General features: G+C 64.1%; 15 protein-coding genes. 7 read left to right on the forward strand and 8 right to left on the reverse strand.

What is annotated here, in order from left to right:
• The first annotated feature begins 56 nt into the window (after positions 1 to 56).
• On the forward strand, positions 57 to 650 hold the full coding sequence (locus AB0N72_RS08330) for a histidine phosphatase family protein (RefSeq protein ID WP_363934430.1): 594 nt from the start codon (positions 57 to 59) through the stop codon (positions 648 to 650).
• Positions 651 to 704: 54 nt separating this feature from the next.
• Here AB0N72_RS08330 and AB0N72_RS08335 read toward each other — a convergent pair whose 3' ends face one another.
• The 3 genes from AB0N72_RS08335 to AB0N72_RS08345 form a co-directional block, all read right to left on the reverse strand.
• Positions 705 to 998 carry a hypothetical protein gene (locus tag AB0N72_RS08335; protein WP_363934432.1) on the reverse strand — a complete coding sequence of 98 codons (294 nt, stop codon included), beginning with the start codon at positions 996 to 998 and terminating at the stop codon, positions 705 to 707.
• A 112-nt stretch (positions 999 to 1,110) separates the two neighbouring features.
• Complete coding sequence (locus AB0N72_RS08340; protein WP_363934433.1) at positions 1,111 to 1,341, reverse strand: DUF6458 family protein; 231 nt, start codon at positions 1,339 to 1,341, stop codon at positions 1,111 to 1,113.
• 97 nt (positions 1,342 to 1,438) lie between these two features.
• Positions 1,439 to 2,335 (reverse strand): SDR family oxidoreductase, encoded by an 897-nt coding sequence (locus AB0N72_RS08345; protein ID WP_363934435.1) that lies wholly within the window; start codon positions 2,333 to 2,335, stop codon positions 1,439 to 1,441.
• A gap of 103 nt (positions 2,336 to 2,438) precedes the next feature.
• On the opposite strand from AB0N72_RS08345, the gene AB0N72_RS08350 reads away from it, so the two are divergent.
• Positions 2,439 to 4,289, forward strand: a complete 1,851-nt coding sequence (locus tag AB0N72_RS08350; protein ID WP_363934436.1) for a glycoside hydrolase family 15 protein — start codon at positions 2,439 to 2,441, stop codon at positions 4,287 to 4,289.
• A gap of 368 nt (positions 4,290 to 4,657) precedes the next feature.
• Here the strand turns inward: AB0N72_RS08350 and AB0N72_RS08355 are convergent, their stop codons facing one another.
• Positions 4,658 to 5,500 carry a PRC and DUF2382 domain-containing protein gene (locus AB0N72_RS08355; protein WP_363934438.1) on the reverse strand — a complete coding sequence of 281 codons (843 nt, stop codon included), beginning with the start codon at positions 5,498 to 5,500 and terminating at the stop codon, positions 4,658 to 4,660.
• Positions 5,501 to 5,768: 268 nt separating this feature from the next.
• On the opposite strand from AB0N72_RS08355, the gene AB0N72_RS08360 reads away from it, so the two are divergent.
• The 4 genes from AB0N72_RS08360 to AB0N72_RS08375 all read left to right on the forward strand — a co-directional run bounded on the left by AB0N72_RS08360 (position 5,769) and on the right by AB0N72_RS08375 (position 10,487).
• Entirely contained in the window at positions 5,769 to 6,050 is a 282-nt protein-coding gene (locus AB0N72_RS08360; RefSeq protein ID WP_363934439.1) for a hypothetical protein, read from the forward strand.
• Between the two features lie 56 nt (positions 6,051 to 6,106).
• Positions 6,107 to 7,507: a glutamate decarboxylase gene (locus AB0N72_RS08365; protein ID WP_363934441.1), complete on the forward strand. Its 1,401-nt coding sequence runs from the start codon at positions 6,107 to 6,109 to the stop codon at positions 7,505 to 7,507.
• A gap of 24 nt (positions 7,508 to 7,531) precedes the next feature.
• On the forward strand, positions 7,532 to 8,392 hold the full coding sequence (locus tag AB0N72_RS08370; protein WP_363934443.1) for a class II glutamine amidotransferase: 861 nt from the start codon (positions 7,532 to 7,534) through the stop codon (positions 8,390 to 8,392).
• Between the two features lie 262 nt (positions 8,393 to 8,654).
• A complete protein-coding gene (locus tag AB0N72_RS08375) occupies positions 8,655 to 10,487 on the forward strand; it encodes a DUF222 domain-containing protein (RefSeq protein WP_364081243.1) in 1,833 nt (610 codons plus the stop codon).
• 237 nt (positions 10,488 to 10,724) lie between these two features.
• Here the strand turns inward: AB0N72_RS08375 and AB0N72_RS08380 are convergent, their stop codons facing one another.
• A complete protein-coding gene (locus AB0N72_RS08380; protein ID WP_363934872.1) occupies positions 10,725 to 11,912 on the reverse strand; it encodes a 4-hydroxybenzoate 3-monooxygenase in 1,188 nt (395 codons plus the stop codon).
• Between the two features lie 84 nt (positions 11,913 to 11,996).
• Complete coding sequence (locus tag AB0N72_RS08385) at positions 11,997 to 12,770, reverse strand: IclR family transcriptional regulator (protein ID WP_363934874.1); 774 nt, start codon at positions 12,768 to 12,770, stop codon at positions 11,997 to 11,999.
• A gap of 198 nt (positions 12,771 to 12,968) precedes the next feature.
• Between AB0N72_RS08385 and AB0N72_RS08390 the strand changes: the two genes are divergently transcribed.
• Complete coding sequence (locus tag AB0N72_RS08390) at positions 12,969 to 14,252, forward strand: aromatic acid/H+ symport family MFS transporter (protein WP_363934878.1); 1,284 nt, start codon at positions 12,969 to 12,971, stop codon at positions 14,250 to 14,252.
• Here AB0N72_RS08390 and AB0N72_RS08395 read toward each other — a convergent pair.
• Both AB0N72_RS08395 and AB0N72_RS08400 read right to left on the reverse strand, forming a co-directional pair.
• Positions 14,249 to 14,668, reverse strand: coding sequence for an Hpt domain-containing protein (locus tag AB0N72_RS08395; protein ID WP_363934875.1), 420 nt, complete (start codon positions 14,666 to 14,668; stop codon positions 14,249 to 14,251). The two genes, AB0N72_RS08390 and AB0N72_RS08395, sit on opposite strands and share 4 nt — an antisense overlap.
• Positions 14,661 to 15,467: a signal peptidase I gene (locus tag AB0N72_RS08400; RefSeq protein WP_363934877.1), complete on the reverse strand. Its 807-nt coding sequence runs from the start codon at positions 15,465 to 15,467 to the stop codon at positions 14,661 to 14,663. The genes AB0N72_RS08395 and AB0N72_RS08400 overlap by 8 nt, the downstream gene beginning before the upstream one ends.
• Positions 15,468 to 15,550 lie beyond the last annotated feature (83 nt).

Here is a 15,550-nt window from a genome sequence, read left to right on the forward strand (position 1 = left end):
TCGGCCGTTTCCGTACGTGACGCAAGGAACAGCGGCCTGGCGGGCCGCAAGGCACAATGGAAGGCATGACCCTCACAACTTTCGCCCTCGTCCGCCACGGCCAGACCGATTGGAACGCGGAGCGCCGGTTGCAGGGGTCCACGGACATTCCCTTGAACGACGTCGGACGCGGCCAAGCGCGCGACGCCGTCGCCTTCCTTGCCGGTCAGCAGTGGGACGCGGTGGTGTCCTCGCCGCTGAGCCGGGCCGCAGAGACTGCCGGGATCATCGCCGACGGCTTGGGCCTCTCCGTGGAACGCCTCGTCCCGGACCTCACTGAGCGCAGCTTCGGGCCGGCCGAGGGCTTGCAGGCCGGTCCGGAACTGGAGGCCCTGCGCATTCCCGGCGGCTTCCGCGGTGGCGAGAGCGACGACGACGCAGCTGCCCGCGGCATGGCCGCGCTGGAGGAACTGGCGCGGGAATTCACGGGCAAGCGGGTTCTGGTGGTGGCGCACGGCACGCTGATCCGGCTAACCCTCAGCCGCGCGATTGGCCGCACACTGGACAGCGTCCAGAACGCGGTGTTGAACCTCGCCCACCATCACCCGACTGACGGCTGGCAGCTTGAGTACTTCAACGGCGAGCGCATCACCGCAGACGTTCAGGCCTGAACACGGCCCACCGGGACGAGCCTCCCGGCTTCCTTAAGCAGGCCCGCCAGCCAATTATCCCTGGTTCCTGGCTTGGAGCCTGGCCTTCAGCTGCTCCGTGTAGTCCGTGTACGCGGCAGCAATTTCCTCCAGGTCCACGGTCTGCGGGAAGTCGATGACTGGTTGGTGTTCAGCGAGATAGCCCGTGGTTTCCTCAACAACCAGCTGCTCCTCGAAGCCGTCAAGTCCGGCCTCCGCCAGGAACTCCGGATTGGTGTGGACCAGGGACTCCCCGGACTGCCCTTCAGAGGCCCACCGCACCAGGTACTCGTTCTGATTTACCAACTCGACCTCGAATGTCTGCTCCATGGCAGCAGCCTACGCCGTTGCGGGTGGGGGCCCGACCGTCACGGCCGTGAGGTAAGAAAGCGCACGACGGCGGAAGGTCGCCGTCGTGCGCTTTTTTCGTTGGCCGCGGCTGCTAGACCTCCGGGCGCCGCTCGACGACAGTGTGCGGGTCGCCCCGCCGTTCCACCACCGTGCGGCGGGTCCTGTTGGACATGGCAATCGAGACGATCAGGCCGATAATGCCCACCGCTATCAGGATGTAGCCAACCAGGACCTGGTCAAGGAAGGGGATGATTCCGGGGGCGAGCGCGAAAGCCAGAATAGCTCCGATGGCGATCAGGGCAATGGAAGAACCGATTCTCATAACGTGCTCCTCATGTTTCTCCGGCTTATAGCCGGATGCGTGTCATCAGGATACTTATGATTAATCACTTCTGCCAGCCATGCGGGGGGTGTCGAAGCTAGTGGCCGTACCGCGCGGCAACCCGGCCGATGGCATCCTCCGGGGTAGGGACGGGTCCGAATACCTCCTCCTGGCGGGCAGTGTCGGCAACATACTTCCCGGTCTCGAACCAGGCAACCATACTGGCCATGTCCCCCACCAAGGGAAGGACCTTGGAAGTGACCTTGCCGAGCCCGGCAATCGCACCTGCAGGCACGGACATCACCTTGACCGGCTTCCCGGCCCGCCTGCCCGCAAGCTCGGCCGCTTCCTGCATGGTCACTGGCCGCGTCCATCCGATGTCAATGCGCTCGCCGTCCACAACGTCGGCATCAACAGCGGCCGCCAGGTATGCGGCGAGGTCGCTCGCCAGGACAAACGTCAGCCGCGCTTCCTTCGAACCCAGCCATACGAACCGGCCCTTCGCGAAAGGATCGCCACCCATCCCCACGGCTTGGTCAAAAAAGGCGCCGGGCCTCAGGGCGACGAACGGGACACCGAGTTCCTCGAATTTGTCCTCAGCCAGCTTCTTGTTCCAAAAATGCGGTATCTGGGGTGTCTGGTCGCATGTGAGGATGCTGATCAGCACGAAACGCGGGACGGCAGCGTACTTGGCGGCAACGGCAAGGTTGCTGTTGCCGTAACTGTCGATCATCTTGGCGTTCTTGTCATTGCGGGTATAGCCGGCCGCCGTCGAGATGGCTGCGGAAACGCCCGTCATGGCCGCGATAAGCGAGGCCGTGTCCAACATGTCCCCTCGGGCGATCTCCACGCCCTTGGCCTCAAGCTTGGCCGCCTTTGAACCCGGCCGGACCAGCGCACGGACTTTCTTGCCACGGCTTATGAGCTCATCAACCACTTGGCCGCCCAGGAAACCGGTAGCGCCAACAACAAGGACAGGCAGGTCTTCGGCCACAACTTCTCCTCAGGGGTTTGTTCCTACGTCAGTGGTAGCACGCTGCGGAGAGCGAGGCCAGACCTGGGCCGTCTTCCCGGGGACGCAGACTAGGATCTGTTCCATGGCCAGGATCGAGGACTACGCAATCATTGGGGACCTGAACACTGCGGCACTGGTCGGGCTGAGCGGGTCCATAGACTGGATGTGCCTGCCGAGGTTCGACTCGCCGGCGTGCTTCGCGGCGTTGCTGCACAAGCCCGATGCAGGGCGGTGGCTCCTGGCACCCGCCGGCACTCCCGACGGCGGCAACTGCACCCGCCGCCAGTACCGCGAAGACACCCTCATCCTGGAAACCGTGTGGGAAGTGGACGGCGGCTCAGTGAAGGTGATCGACTTCATGCCGGTCCGCGACGACGCCGTGGACCTTGTGCGGATCGTCGAGGGCGTGTCCGGTGAAGTGGACATGCACATGGAACTGGTCCTGCGCTTCGACTACGGCAGCGTGGTGCCGTGGGTGCGGCACAGCAAGCATGGCATCAGCGCGGTGGCCGGTCCTGATTCCGCCTACGTCACCACCCATGCCCCGCTCGTGGGACGGGACAACCGGACCTACAGTGACTTCACGGTCCGCGCAGGAGACCGCGTCCCCTTCGTCCTGCGCTGGGCTCCGAGCCATGAGCGGGAACCCCGGCGCATCGACCCCCTGCGGGCACTCAATGCCACTGAGTCGTATTGGCTCGAGTGGATTGGCCGCAGCAAGATTACCGGGAAGTACAAGGAGCCGGTGGAGAGGTCACTAATCACCCTCAAGGCCCTCACGTATGAGCCCACGGGAGGCATCGTGGCCGCCGCCACAACGTCGCTGCCCGAGCAGATCGGCGGCCCCAGGAACTGGGATTACCGGTTCTGCTGGCTGCGGGACGCCACGCTGACCCTGCAATCACTTCTCGCTGCCGGATACACGGAAGAGGCTTCGGCCTGGCGGGACTGGCTGCTCCGGGCCATCGCCGGCGACCCCTCGCAACTTCAGATCGTCTACGGACTCGACGGCGCCCGCAGGCTTCCTGAGGCAAGCATCCCCTGGTTGTCAGGTTACGAAGGGTCCGCGCCCGTCCGCACTGGAAACGCAGCCGCGCCGCAACTGCAGCTGGACGTCTGGGGTGAAGTCCTGGACGGACTTTCGCTGACCCGGGCAGCCGCCCCCGACGGCACCGTGGACAATTCCTGGGACATCCAGGTGGCGTTGATGGAGTACCTCGAGGGGGCCTGGAACCAGCCTGACAACGGACTGTGGGAGATGCGCGGACCGCGCCGGCACTTTACCCATTCCAAGGTCATGGCCTGGGTCGCTGCCGACCGCATGGTCAAGGCCGTGCAGACTTCCGGGCTTCCCGGCCCCCATGACCGCTGGGCGGCACTCCGCGCGGAAATCCACAACGACGTAATGACCAAGGGCTACGACGAAGACCTCAACAGCTTTGTGCAGTCCTACGGCAGCAAGGAACTGGACGCGAGCCTGCTGCTCATTCCCCGCGTCGGCTTCCTGCCGCACCGGCATCCGCGCGTTGCCGGGACAGTAGAGGCCATCCAGAAGGGCCTTACTGACGACGGCCTGGTTCTCAGGTACCGGACCCAGTCCGGCCACGACGGGCTGCCCGGCGACGAAGGCGTCTTCCTGGCCTGTTCCTTCTGGCTGGTAGACGCTTTGCTGGGCCTCGGACGCACCAACGAAGCTACGGAACTCTTCGAGCGGCTGCTCAGCCTGCGCAACGACGTAGGCCTGCTAAGCGAGGAGTGGGATCCACGCATGCAGCGGCAACTGGGGAACACGCCCCAGGCATTCAGCCATTTTCCGCTCATCCACAGTGCTTTACAGCTGCATCATGGGGAAGCCCGCAAGAGCGACACTCCCTTCGGCAGCGCCGGCCCCTCGGGTGGCCCTACCCTTCGGAATGATCCCCGTCTTCAGTAGCTTCGCCCTTGTGGCGCGCTTCCTCCAGATGAATGTCCAGCTTGCGTTCGGCTTCGCGCCTGCGTTGCCCGACGGTCCGCATCTGTTGGGTGGTTGGTGCTCCCGCATCCTCTGACGCAACGCCTGCCGGCTCAGCGGGCTGATGGTTCTCTTGTTCGCCCATATGGAAATCGTCCCATCGTCGCTGACTTTGCGATAGCGGCAATTGCTTGGCGGGCGGCGGGTCAATGGCGGCTTGCGGGGTTTGCCGGGCGGCGGCTTGCTGCCGGGCGGGGGCTTGCTGCCGGGCGGCGGTTCCAGCGCGCGCCGGTGGGTTGGCGTCCGACGGCGACCTGCCGCCGTCGGACGCCAACCGCACCTGATGCGGGTCAGCGACGGGTCTGGTCCGTGCCGGTGCCTTCCGTCTCGATGTGCTCCTTGCGTACCTCGTCCTCTACTCGGACGTCGTCCCTGACCGTCTCCTTTTCGAGGCGTACGCGCTCGACCGGGACGGTCTCCTTCTCCACTACCGGACGTTCCTCGTGAAGGGTGACTTCGTGCTCGCTCTCGGTGAGGTCCGGACCGGACATGGCGTCGCCCGCGTTCGCATCAGTGATGGGTTCGCGCTCCAGGCGGACTTCCTCGCGCTCCACGGGGACAGTGGTCGTGACGTTTTCCGTGGTGATGTATTTGCGCAGGCGTGCCCGGCCGGTGGCCTGCTTCTCCGTGCCCACGTTCAGCCGCTCTTCCGAGCGGGTCATGGCCGCGTCATCCCGGTCAGTGCCCGTGGTGGCTGCCGTGCCGGTGGTGCCGGTGGTGCCGGTGGTGCCACTGGTTCCGGCGGTGCCGCTGTAGTCCGTGCCGCTGTAGTCCGTGCCGCGGGAGTAGCCGTCCTGGCCGCTGTCGCCGTAGCCGCCTTCCAGCCCGTAGTGGTTGTAGAGGCGGCTTTCCTCGCCGGGATCAAGGTGGCCGTCCTCGGCAACGCGCGGGGCATCCTTGATGTGGTCCTTGCTGAAGGGGACAACCACGTCGTCGCCCTCCACAGAGGCTTCCCTCAGCGGAATGAACGATTCCGAGCTGCCGAAAAGCCCTGTCTTGACAGTGACCCAAGTGGGTTCACCAGTCTCGTCATCGGTGTAGAACGTGCCGATGGAACCAACCTTGTCACCTTCTGTGGTGCGGACGTTTCCGTTCAGGTTCATCAAACGGTCGATGTTTTCCCTCGCGAGCATGTCTGTCTCCTTGGAATGCGGTTCTCTTCTGTGGATCGCCAAGCGGGCTGCATCACCAGGCATGGTTTCCGGTCGCTGCAACGGGGAAACTTCAACCCGCCAGCTCTAAGGAACACCAATACCATAAGCATGCTTAGTGTTTATTTGGCAAGCCCTCTTCAGAAAAGATCCCTGCCCTTGCCACGGCCCGTCTTGGCCCATAGGCTCGAATACGGAGAAATTACTTGTGCCAAAAGGTATTCATTCTCCCTTTGACACAGGATCAACCATGACTGTGCACCCAACCCACCCCCGCACGGCGACCGCAACCGACGTCGCACATGTCCTTCCCCGGTCCATAAACCCGCCAGGCCCCGCGCAATCGGGGACACAACATCTCCATTGCGGTGCTCCCATGCACACAGGCGCCGGCAGGCAACACATGCGGCTGGCTGGTTCCAACGGCCGGCCCGTGGACGCCGATCTGGAGGCCTACCTCAACACAAGGGTGCTGCACTGCGATCAATGCGGGTTCCAGATGGAGATTCCGGAGCAGCTTCCGGGCGGGTAGCGTGAGGCGGAGACGAGTTGCCCCACCGCGAGCGAACGAAGCCAAGGAGCTGGCCCATGAGCAGATCCCACCGCACGTCCCACCACGAACCGGACACCGCCGTCGAACTCAATCCCCTGTTCAGCAGGCCCGGAGAATCCACCATTTTTCCGCGGTTCACCCTTCCGGACGGCGAATCCCTCCCGGCCACGGCCTACCAAGTTGTCCACGACGAAGCGATGCTGGACGGCAACTCCAGGCTCAACCTGGCGACCTTCGTTGGGACGTGGATGGAAACGGAAGCATCCACGCTGTACGCCGAGACTTTCGACAAGAACATGATCGACAAGGACGAGTACCCCCAAACAGCACTCATCGAAACACGCTGCTGGCGGATGCTCGCCGACTTGTGGAACTCGCCCGATCCCGCGAAAAGCATCGGCACGTCCACCATCGGATCCTCCGAAGCGTGCATGCTGGGTGGCTTGGCATTGAAGCGTCGATGGCAACACGCCCGCCGCGAGGCCGGCAAGCCAACGGACAAACCCAACCTCGTCCTGAGCTCAGCGGTTCAGGTGTGCTGGGAAAAGTTCTGCAATTACTGGGAAGTTGAGCCCCGCTTCGTTCCGGTTTCTGCCGAACATCCCACACTGGACGGCCACGACCTGGACCAGTACGTCGACGAAAACACGATCGGCGTCGTCGCCATCCTCGGCGTCACCTACACCGGGAGCTACGAGCCTGTACAGCTCATCTCGGAGGCGTTGGATGAGATCCAGGTTCGCCGCGGCCTGGACATCCCCATCCATGTTGACGGCGCTTCGGGCGCGATGGTGGCCCCGTTCCTGCAGCCCGAAACGGTATGGGATTTCAGGCTTCCCCGCGTCGCCTCGATCAACACTTCCGGACACAAATACGGCCTCGTTTACCCCGGCCTGGGCTGGGTGGTGTGGCGTGACGCAGACGCGCTCCCGGAGGACCTGATCTTCCACGTCAGCTACCTGGGTGGAGACATGCCCACGTTCGCCCTGAACTTTTCCCGGCCCGGCGCCCAGGTACTCCTGCAGTACTACCTTTTCCTGCGACTCGGCTTTGCCGGGTACAGGGCCGTTCAGGCAACCTCACGCGATGTGGCGCTGTACCTCTCCAGCGAGATCGGAGCCATGGAGGCTTTCACTCTCTGGAGCGACGGTTCCGACATTCCCGTTTTCGCCTGGCAACTCACGGAGGGTTACACCGACCACTGGAACCTCCACCACCTTTCCGAACGCCTGCGCATGAACGGTTGGCTGGTGCCTGCCTACCCCTTGCCCGATGGACTGGGTGGGGTCACCGTCCAGAGAATCGTTGTCCGGAACGGATTCACCCGCGACCTCGCTTCCAGCTTCCTGGCCGACCTCACCAAGGCGGTGGACTACTTGGACAGCCTCACATCGCCGATGCCCACGGACAAGCAGGCTGAAGGCTTCCACCACTGACAAGCCTGACAAGGAGGCTTTCCCATGTGCCGTCTTTTCGGGCTGCATGCCGGTGCCCAACCCGTGCGGGCAACATTCTGGCTTTTGAACGCTCCGGACAGCCTTTCGGTCCAAAGCCGGCGGGAGCCCGACGGGGCAGGAATCGGGACGTTTGATACAGCGGGCAAGCCACACGTGGCTAAACAGCCTTTGGCAGCATGGGAGGACCATGCCTTCGCCCGCGAAGCCCGCGACCTGAAGAGCACCACCTTCCTGGCGCACGTTCGGTACGCCAGCACGGGCGCCCTCACCATGGTCAATACGCACCCCTTCGAGCAGGACGGCCGGCTCTTTGCCCACAACGGGGTACTCCGCGGCCTGGAGAAACTTGATCGACGCCTCGTTGAGCTGAACGCCATGGACCTGGTGCTTGGGCAGTCGGACAGCGAGCGTCTCTTCGCCCTCATCACAGCTGAGACACGGGCTGCGGACGGGAACGTACATGCGGGCATTGTGGCCGCCGTCAGCTGGATCGCCGAGCACCTGCCGGTGTTCAGCCTCAATTTCATACTGACGACGGCAACCCACATGTGGGCGCTCAGGTACCCGGCGACGCACGATCTGTACATGCTCGAACGGCGTCCGGTCACCGAACCCAGCCCACTGGACGCCCGAAGCGCGCGCATCCGCTCCCGCAGCGCCGAGCTCTCCAGGTCCCCGCACGTACTCTTCGCCACCGAGCCCATGGACCAGAACCCCGACTGGCGGCCCATGGCGTCCGGTGAGCCGGTGCATGTCGGACCGGACCTGGTGGTGACCTCGACGGTTACCTTTCCGGATGGCCCCGCCTACCCGCTCACCCTCGCCGACCTCAAACCGGCAGCAGCGGCCTCGCAGGCGTCGTAACCACCTCTACCCCCATACGCGCCGTACGCAAGCGACGCCCGACGGCGACCTGCCGCCGTCGTGGGTTGGGGCTGCGGTTCCATGGGGCTCAGGCGGGCAGGCAGGCAGGCGGCAGGCGGGCAGGCGGGCAGGCGGGCAGCCGACGGTTCCATGGGGCTTAGGGCGGCGGCGCGGCAGGGGGCGGTTATCCACATTCGTCAGGTTGTCCACATACGGTGATTCCGGGCTTATCGCCTTTTTGCCCCCGTGACAGGGTTGATTCATGGATGGAGCTGGGCAACTCATGGAACCGGGAACGGTGTTTCCTGGAGGAGCGCTGAGGTCGGGCCGGCTTGATGGCCGGGCGCCAAGTAGGGCTCTGCTGGGCGGCTCACGCATACCGCCCGGTCACCCTGACCCAAATGCCTATGTCGTCGCCGAAACGGTTCCCGGCTCCGTCTTTGAGGTGGGTTCCGTCTTTGAGGTGGGTTCTTTTCTTGATGATGCTCTCGAAGCCTTGGCCGGGCTACGGGATTCGGCCGCGGCCGATGCCCGGTTGTTCGGGTTCGCGGAGGCCGCGGAGGCCGCGGACTTCGCCGGCAGGGTCGAGGAGATTTCCCGGTGCGTGGAATACGTCCAGATCGTCGCAGCCCAAGCGGTGGAACGGACCCGGACCGAGGCGCATACCCGGCAAGCAAGGCCCTCGGGCGCGCAGGAGTGGCGAACAGGGTGGACCGAACCTGCTGGAACCCAGGCTGCTGCGGAAGCCGCAGCCTCAACAGACCCCGCCAGGACGGAGCGGGCCCACACGGATGCAGTCCAGACGGAAGACGCCGCTGGCAGTGTCTTGGATGATGGGTACCGGAACGCGGCGGAGTTCCTGCGGGCCCGGTTGCGTATCGGTATCGGTGAAGCCCGGCGCAGGCTCGCCCTCGCCCCCGTCCTGCTCACCAGCACTGGACCCACCGGGCAGGACATCCCCGCACGACGCGAAGAACTCGCCACCGCAGTCCACACCGGGCAGGTCTCGTCCCGCTCCGCCACGATCATCAGCACTGCCCTGGACAAAGCCCAGCACTTCACCGACCAGGACACCCTCACCGGCATGGAACACGCCCTGACCACCACCGCCGCACAGTCCGACCCCGACTTCCTCACCACCATGGCCCGACGCTGGACCGACTACATCGACCACGACGGCCCCGAACCCACCGAAGAAGCCCTCCGCCACGTCCAAGGCGCGTTCCTCCGCCGCCGACGCCGCCACGGACTGCACCACCTGGAAATCTTCGCCACCGCTGAACAATACGAAATCCTCGCCACCGCCATGAACGTCGCCACCAACCCCCGCCTCACCACCACCCCAGGCACCAGCACCCCAGGCACCTTTGGGACCGACGCCCCAGGCACCCAAACCGGTTCCACAGGCGCGGCCGTCACGGTTCAGGGCACTGCAACCGAACCGGCAACGGATGCAGGGAACTCGACCGGTCCGGAGCCGGAGCTGGACCGGCGCTGCCGGGCCCAGAAACTCCTCGACGGACTCGTCGGAGCCTGCACCCTGGCCATGACCACCGGGAAACTACCCACCAACGGCGGACTCCGACCCCAACTCACCATCACCATCGCCCACCACGAACTCTTCCAACAACTCACCGGCACCAGCACCAGCACAGGCGCGGGTACCAGCACCGGGACAGCGACCTTCACCGGGCCCATGCACCCGAACACCATCCGCAAAATAGCCTGCGACGCCGAGATCCTCCCCGTCCTGCTCGGCACCGACTCCCAAATACTCGACATCGGCCGCAGCACCCGGATCTTCCCACCCCACATCCGCAAAGCCCTCACCGCCCGCGACGGCGGCTGCGCCTTCCCCGACTGCACCATGCCCGCACCCTGGTGCGAAGCCCACCACATCACCTACTGGACACACGGCGGCACCACAGGAACCAACAACGGCGTCCTCCTCTGCTCACACCACCACCACCTCATCCACAAAGAACAATGGCGCATCACCATCCAAACCGGCGTCCCCTGGTTCACACCCCCACCCCACATCGACCCCCACCAAACACCACGACGCAACCACCACCACACACCACTCAGAACATAGAAAAGCATCCCGGACCGAAGATGGAACCGGTGATGACAGGGAGGCAAAAGAACGCTCGCGAGGCAGCCGAACGGGCGCGCCAGGCACTACGACGGGGCCGCGCGGCGCGCGGCAGCACAACGTTCGGCGCATGGCGATAAACCATGTCCAACGCGGGGCACAACTCACTGACCGGTGGAGGCCCCCTTTGCTCCAAAGCATCCCCAGCCGGGGGAGCCTAACGCCGCCCCTCCAGAATCAACGCGAGGTTGGCCAGCCCGTGTACGACTCCGCCAGGTACGCCTTCGCATGCTCGGACGTGACCACTGAGTGCAGCTCGCCGAGTTGGCGGGCGCGGTCGAAGTCGTCGGCTCCCGGCACAGTGTGCAGCATGGACGTCATCCAGTAGGAAAAGTGCTGGGCCTTCCAGACGCGGTCCAAAGCACGATCACTGTAGGAGTCCAAGAGCGCCGTGGAGCCGTTGGAATAGAAGGAGTCCAGCCCCTCGAAAAGTACCTTGACGTCGTGGATGGCCAGGTTGAGGCCCTTCGCCCCTGTCGGCGGGACCGTGTGCGCTGCGTCGCCGGCGAGGAAGAGGTTGCCGTGGCGCATAGGTGTGTGAACAAAGCTGCGGAAGGGCAAGACCATCTTTTCCAGGACCGGGCCTTCCTTGAGCTCAAAGCCGTTGCCGTTGACGCGCTTGCGGAACTCGGACCAGATACGTTCGTCATCCCAGTCGGCCACGTTCTCTTTGGGGTCGCACTGGAAGTACATGCGTTGAACCGTCTCGGTGCGCTGGCTGATCAGGGCGAAGCCATCTTTGGAGTTGGCGTAGATCAGCTCATCCGCGCTGCGCGGCGCTTCGGCCAGGATGCCGAACCAAGCGAAGGGGTACTCGTGGAAGTACCACTTGCGGTTGGCTTCCGGGATCTGGAAGCGGCAGTGACTGCGCGACCCGTCGGCCCCCACGAGGAAATCGGCCTGGATCTCGAACTCCTGGCCCTCCGAATCCGTGAACCAGACCTTGGGCTTGCCTTCGAGATCATGGACCGTGGTCTCCGAGACGCTGTACCGGACGTCGCCGCCGTCGGCCTCCCGGCGTGCGGCGAGGTCCGTGAAAACGTCGGTCTGCGGGTACAACCACACAGATTCACCAACGAGTTCCTTGAAGTTGATGCGGTGGCTTTCGCCGTTGAAGCGCAGTTCGATGCCGTCGTGGCGGTCGCCTTCACGCAGCACGCGGTCGGACACACCCGAGTCGACCAACAGATTCACGGTACCGTGCTCCAGAATCCCCGCACGGACCGTCTCCTGGATGTCCTTGCGGCTGCGGATCTCAACCACCACGGAGTCGATTCCCTGTTTGGCCAACAAGTGGGACAGCATGAGGCCTGCGGGGCCCCCGCCCATAATGGCTACTTGGGTGGTGATGGGTGTGCGTGCCATGTTTCCTCGCTTCGTTGCGGATCCCGGGCTTTGAATGGCCGGGATGAGTCTGGACTCAGTGTGGTCCAGACGGAGTGAGTGGCGTTACATGTCTTCCATTGAACGGAATCCTTGCTTCGTGTCCCCCAGCTGGCGTCCGATACCCCGAGCCGCCGTCTGGAGAGCCGGAACCAGGGCCTGGAGCCGCATCTCGGCCAGAGGAACAACCACGCCGAGTGCCGCCACCGTCCGGCGCTTGCTGTCCATCACCGGTACTGCAATCCCCCACGTATCCGGATCCACCACGCCCGCCAGCTGCGCGTACCCTTGCTGGGCGGCTTCGGCAAGGAGGTGACGGACGACGTCGGCGGTTACTTTTCCCGCCGGGTCCCGGAACTGCTTGAGGTACTGCGCCTGCAGCTCGCGGGGCTGGTTCGACATGAGGGCAAGCCCGGCGGAAGAAATATGGACGGGCATCCGCCCTGCGACCCTGGCCCGGTTGGCCACCGAACCGCGCCGGGAAAGACGCTCGACGAACAACGCTTCCCAGCCTTCGAGCACAGCCAAATTCACGTTCTGGTTCAGGACCTGCTGGATGTCCTCCATGAACGGCATCGCGGCTTGGCGCAGGGCCAACGTCGGTGAATTGCGGTTGACCAGTTCCCATAAACGCAGCCCAAGACGCACCGTCCCGCCCGCGCCAAGGTCCAGCAGCCCTTGCTCCGAAAGCTGCCGGACCAGCCGGTGGGCGGAGGACAGGGGAAGGCCGGCCCTCTCAGCGAGCTCGGTCAACTGCAGCGAGCTCACGCCCTCAGGGAACGCGGCGATGACCCGGACTACCCGTTCCACCACGGAGTCGCCGGATGCGGAGTTGGCCACGGGGTTCACCACTTTCGGGAAGACGCGCCATGAGGACGCGTGAGATAGAGATACAGCAACAGGACCGCCTGCGTGATGACCTCAGATTCCATTCAATGGTAGAACGTGTGCCACGTTACAAGGAGCGGTGATACAACTCTCGTAACTGACCGGTCGTTCATGTGACCGGCACCTAGCAACGAGGACGCTATGCCAACGATGTCATCTGCCCGCCGCTCCCAATGGCCCGTGTGGCTTTGTTGGCTGGCCATGGTCCTGGACGGTTTCGACCTGGTGGTCCTCGGGACCGTCATACCAACACTGATCAAGACCGGAGAACTCGGCTTTGACGCCGTAGGCGCCACCTTCGCTGCCACCATCTCGCTGGTAGGTGTCGGACTGGGTGCACTCTTCATTGCGCCGCTTTCGGACAAGTTCGGCCGCCGCAAGCTCCTCATCGCCTGCGTGGCAGGCTTCTCGCTCTTCACCATCGGAGTGGCCTCCGCGCCCAACGTGGCGGTGTTCTCGGTGTTGCGCCTCCTGGCCGGCCTCGGCCTGGGCGCGTGCTTGCCGGCAGCTCTGGCATACATGAACGACTACGCACCGGCAGGCACGGCGGGAAAGTCCACCACCCGGACCATGACCGGATACCACGTTGGCGCAGTTGCCACGGCGCTGCTGGCCATCATCATCGTGCCGAATTGGCGCCTCATGTTCATCATTGGTGGCCTTGCCGGGCTGGTGCTCCTGCCATTCCTGTGGGCGAAGCTGCCGGAGTCGCTGCCCGAAGCAGCCACTTCCCAGCCGGGCGGGGCACCCAAGCCGGCCACCGCCGTCGGGCGTTCCACCAACGTCACCTCCGATACCGCCCGCGGCACCACCGCCAAGACCGGCTTCCGCGACCTGCTCCAAAAGCCGTATCCGGTGGTGGCACTGGGAATCGGCGTGGCGTCATTCATGGGATTGCTCCTGGTTTATGGCCTCAACACGTGGCTCCCCCAGCTGATGGCGGCCGCCGGATACCCGGTCAGCACTGGCCTGACGCTGCTTCTTGTCCTGAACCTTGGGGCTGTTGCTGGGCTGTTCCTGGCTGGAGTCCTGGCCGACAAGCACGGGACCAAGAAGATCGTCCTGATGTGGTTCGGGTTGTCGGCGGTGTTCCTGGCAATCCTGAGCGTCAAGATCCAAAACGAGTTCCTGCTCAATGCCGCCGTGTTCGTGACGGGCATTTTTGTCTTCAGCTCACAGGTCCTTGTGTACGCGTGGGTGAGCCAACTGTTCCCGTCGCGGCTCCGTGGAACTGCCCTTGGATTCGCCGCCGGCGTGGGCCGGTTGGGCGCAATCGTCGGACCTGCGGTGACAGGAACATTGGTCGCAGCCAATATCGCATATCCGGCGGGCTTCTACGTCTTTGCCGCCGCCGGTGTCTTGGCTGTCGCGGCCCTGTTCCTGGTCCCGCAAAAGGTCAGGAACGCCGAAGAATCCGTGATGGCTGACCGCTAGCCAGTCTTTGGGTTGCGGGGACTTTGGCAGAGGGATTCCCTGGCCGTTCCCAGCAGTTGCGGCCCCGCGGCGAAGCAGCGATCAGTGGACTTCCTCAATTCCGGAAGTGCCTCAACCGCAGAGTCGAAGTGGTCTTCCCGGATCATCATCTCGATGGCCCGGCACTGCGATTCCGTTTCCACTGCACCCACCATGGCCGAGGAGATTTTGAGGCTTAGCACAGCGTCCATGCTGGCGTCGAGGTCGTGGCGGCAAAGGCCGTTGGAAATCCTGAGGAACCGTCCGGGCAACATGGTCAGGTAGGTAGAGAGAAAACGCAGCGCCGGCTGGGAGTCTCCCAACTCCTCGGCCAGCGCCTGCAGCTTGCACGGTTCCAGCGGACTTGACTCCGGGTGGGGTGCCGCCCGGTCACTCACCGCTTGCTGCCAGGGTCTGTGCAGCGCCTTCAGGGGCCGACTTGCTGGGGTTTTTGGTCCAGATGGAGGCGAGCATTCCGATCACCAGGATGGCCGGAGCGCCGTACATCAGGGTGTTCAGAACCATCGGTTCGCGGAGTGCCCGGATCGCGTTGCCCATCTGGGGAATGGTCATAACCTGCTTGTCCACCGTTTTGCCTTGAAGAGTGGCGATCCAGGGATCGATGCCGTTGTTCGCGTCGCCCTTGGTCTGCACGGCCACGCCGCCGTCTGCCGTGGTGGTGATTTCGACGATGCGGTGGGTTTCCACCCGCTGGTCCTCCACGGGGATGTGATAGGTGATGATGTCGCCCACTTTGACGTCCTCGATCGGCGTCGGAACGGTCACCACCACGTCACCCGGGTTGATCAGCGGCGACATGGAACCGGTCAGCATGGTGGAGGTCTGGTAGCCCAGGACGCGCGGTCCGACCGCCAGGAACAGGAACACCAAGGCGCCCAGAACCAGCAGGCCCACAGCAATCACTTTTGCGACCACGCCGGCAATTCGATGGAAAGCGCTTTTGGGGGCTGCGGCTTCGCTTCGGGTTTCGACGGCGGTGGTCACCACGGCGTCGTTGTCGACGACGGCGTCGTTCACGACGGCGGTGGCGGCGGTCAGGACAGCGTCGGCGCTGGTGATCGTTGCGTCCACGGACGTGGTGATCCCTTTCGTGGGGATGGTCTCGGAGGCCGCGGTGTTCGCAGCGGAACGCCGGCCATGGAGTGCTGTTCCGTTGAGGGCCTCGATGGTGCTCATGTCCTGGCGTTCCTTTCAATCAGTGGGGAGATCAGTCAGTGGGGAAAACAGTCAGTGGTTGCTGTACCGGCGGACCTGATCGG

The sequence above is a fragment of the Paenarthrobacter sp. NPDC089307 genome (assembly GCF_040685055.1).
Lineage (GTDB): Bacteria > Actinomycetota > Actinomycetes > Actinomycetales > Micrococcaceae > Arthrobacter.

What these genes read in the sequence shown, in the direction of transcription:
- AB0N72_RS08330 (WP_363934430.1), top strand. Translation starts at nt 57, where the DNA reads ATGGAAGGCATGACCCTCACAACTTTCGCCCTCGTCCGCCACGGCCAG.
- AB0N72_RS08335 (WP_363934432.1), bottom strand. Translation starts at nt 998, where the DNA reads ATGGAGCAGACATTCGAGGTCGAGTTGGTAAATCAGAACGAGTACCTG.
- AB0N72_RS08340 (WP_363934433.1), bottom strand. Translation starts at nt 1,341, where the DNA reads ATGAGAATCGGTTCTTCCATTGCCCTGATCGCCATCGGAGCTATTCTG.
- AB0N72_RS08350 (WP_363934436.1), top strand. Translation starts at nt 2,439, where the DNA reads ATGGCCAGGATCGAGGACTACGCAATCATTGGGGACCTGAACACTGCG.
- AB0N72_RS08355 (WP_363934438.1), bottom strand. Translation starts at nt 5,500, where the DNA reads ATGCTCGCGAGGGAAAACATCGACCGTTTGATGAACCTGAACGGAAAC.
- AB0N72_RS08360 (WP_363934439.1), top strand. Translation starts at nt 5,769, where the DNA reads ATGACTGTGCACCCAACCCACCCCCGCACGGCGACCGCAACCGACGTC.
- AB0N72_RS08365 (WP_363934441.1), top strand. Translation starts at nt 6,107, where the DNA reads ATGAGCAGATCCCACCGCACGTCCCACCACGAACCGGACACCGCCGTC.
- AB0N72_RS08370 (WP_363934443.1), top strand. Translation starts at nt 7,532, where the DNA reads ATGTGCCGTCTTTTCGGGCTGCATGCCGGTGCCCAACCCGTGCGGGCA.
- AB0N72_RS08375 (WP_364081243.1), top strand. Translation starts at nt 8,655, where the DNA reads ATGGATGGAGCTGGGCAACTCATGGAACCGGGAACGGTGTTTCCTGGA.
- AB0N72_RS08380 (WP_363934872.1), bottom strand. Translation starts at nt 11,912, where the DNA reads ATGGCACGCACACCCATCACCACCCAAGTAGCCATTATGGGCGGGGGC.
- AB0N72_RS08390 (WP_363934878.1), top strand. Translation starts at nt 12,969, where the DNA reads ATGTCATCTGCCCGCCGCTCCCAATGGCCCGTGTGGCTTTGTTGGCTG.
- AB0N72_RS08400 (WP_363934877.1), bottom strand. Translation starts at nt 15,467, where the DNA reads ATGAGCACCATCGAGGCCCTCAACGGAACAGCACTCCATGGCCGGCGT.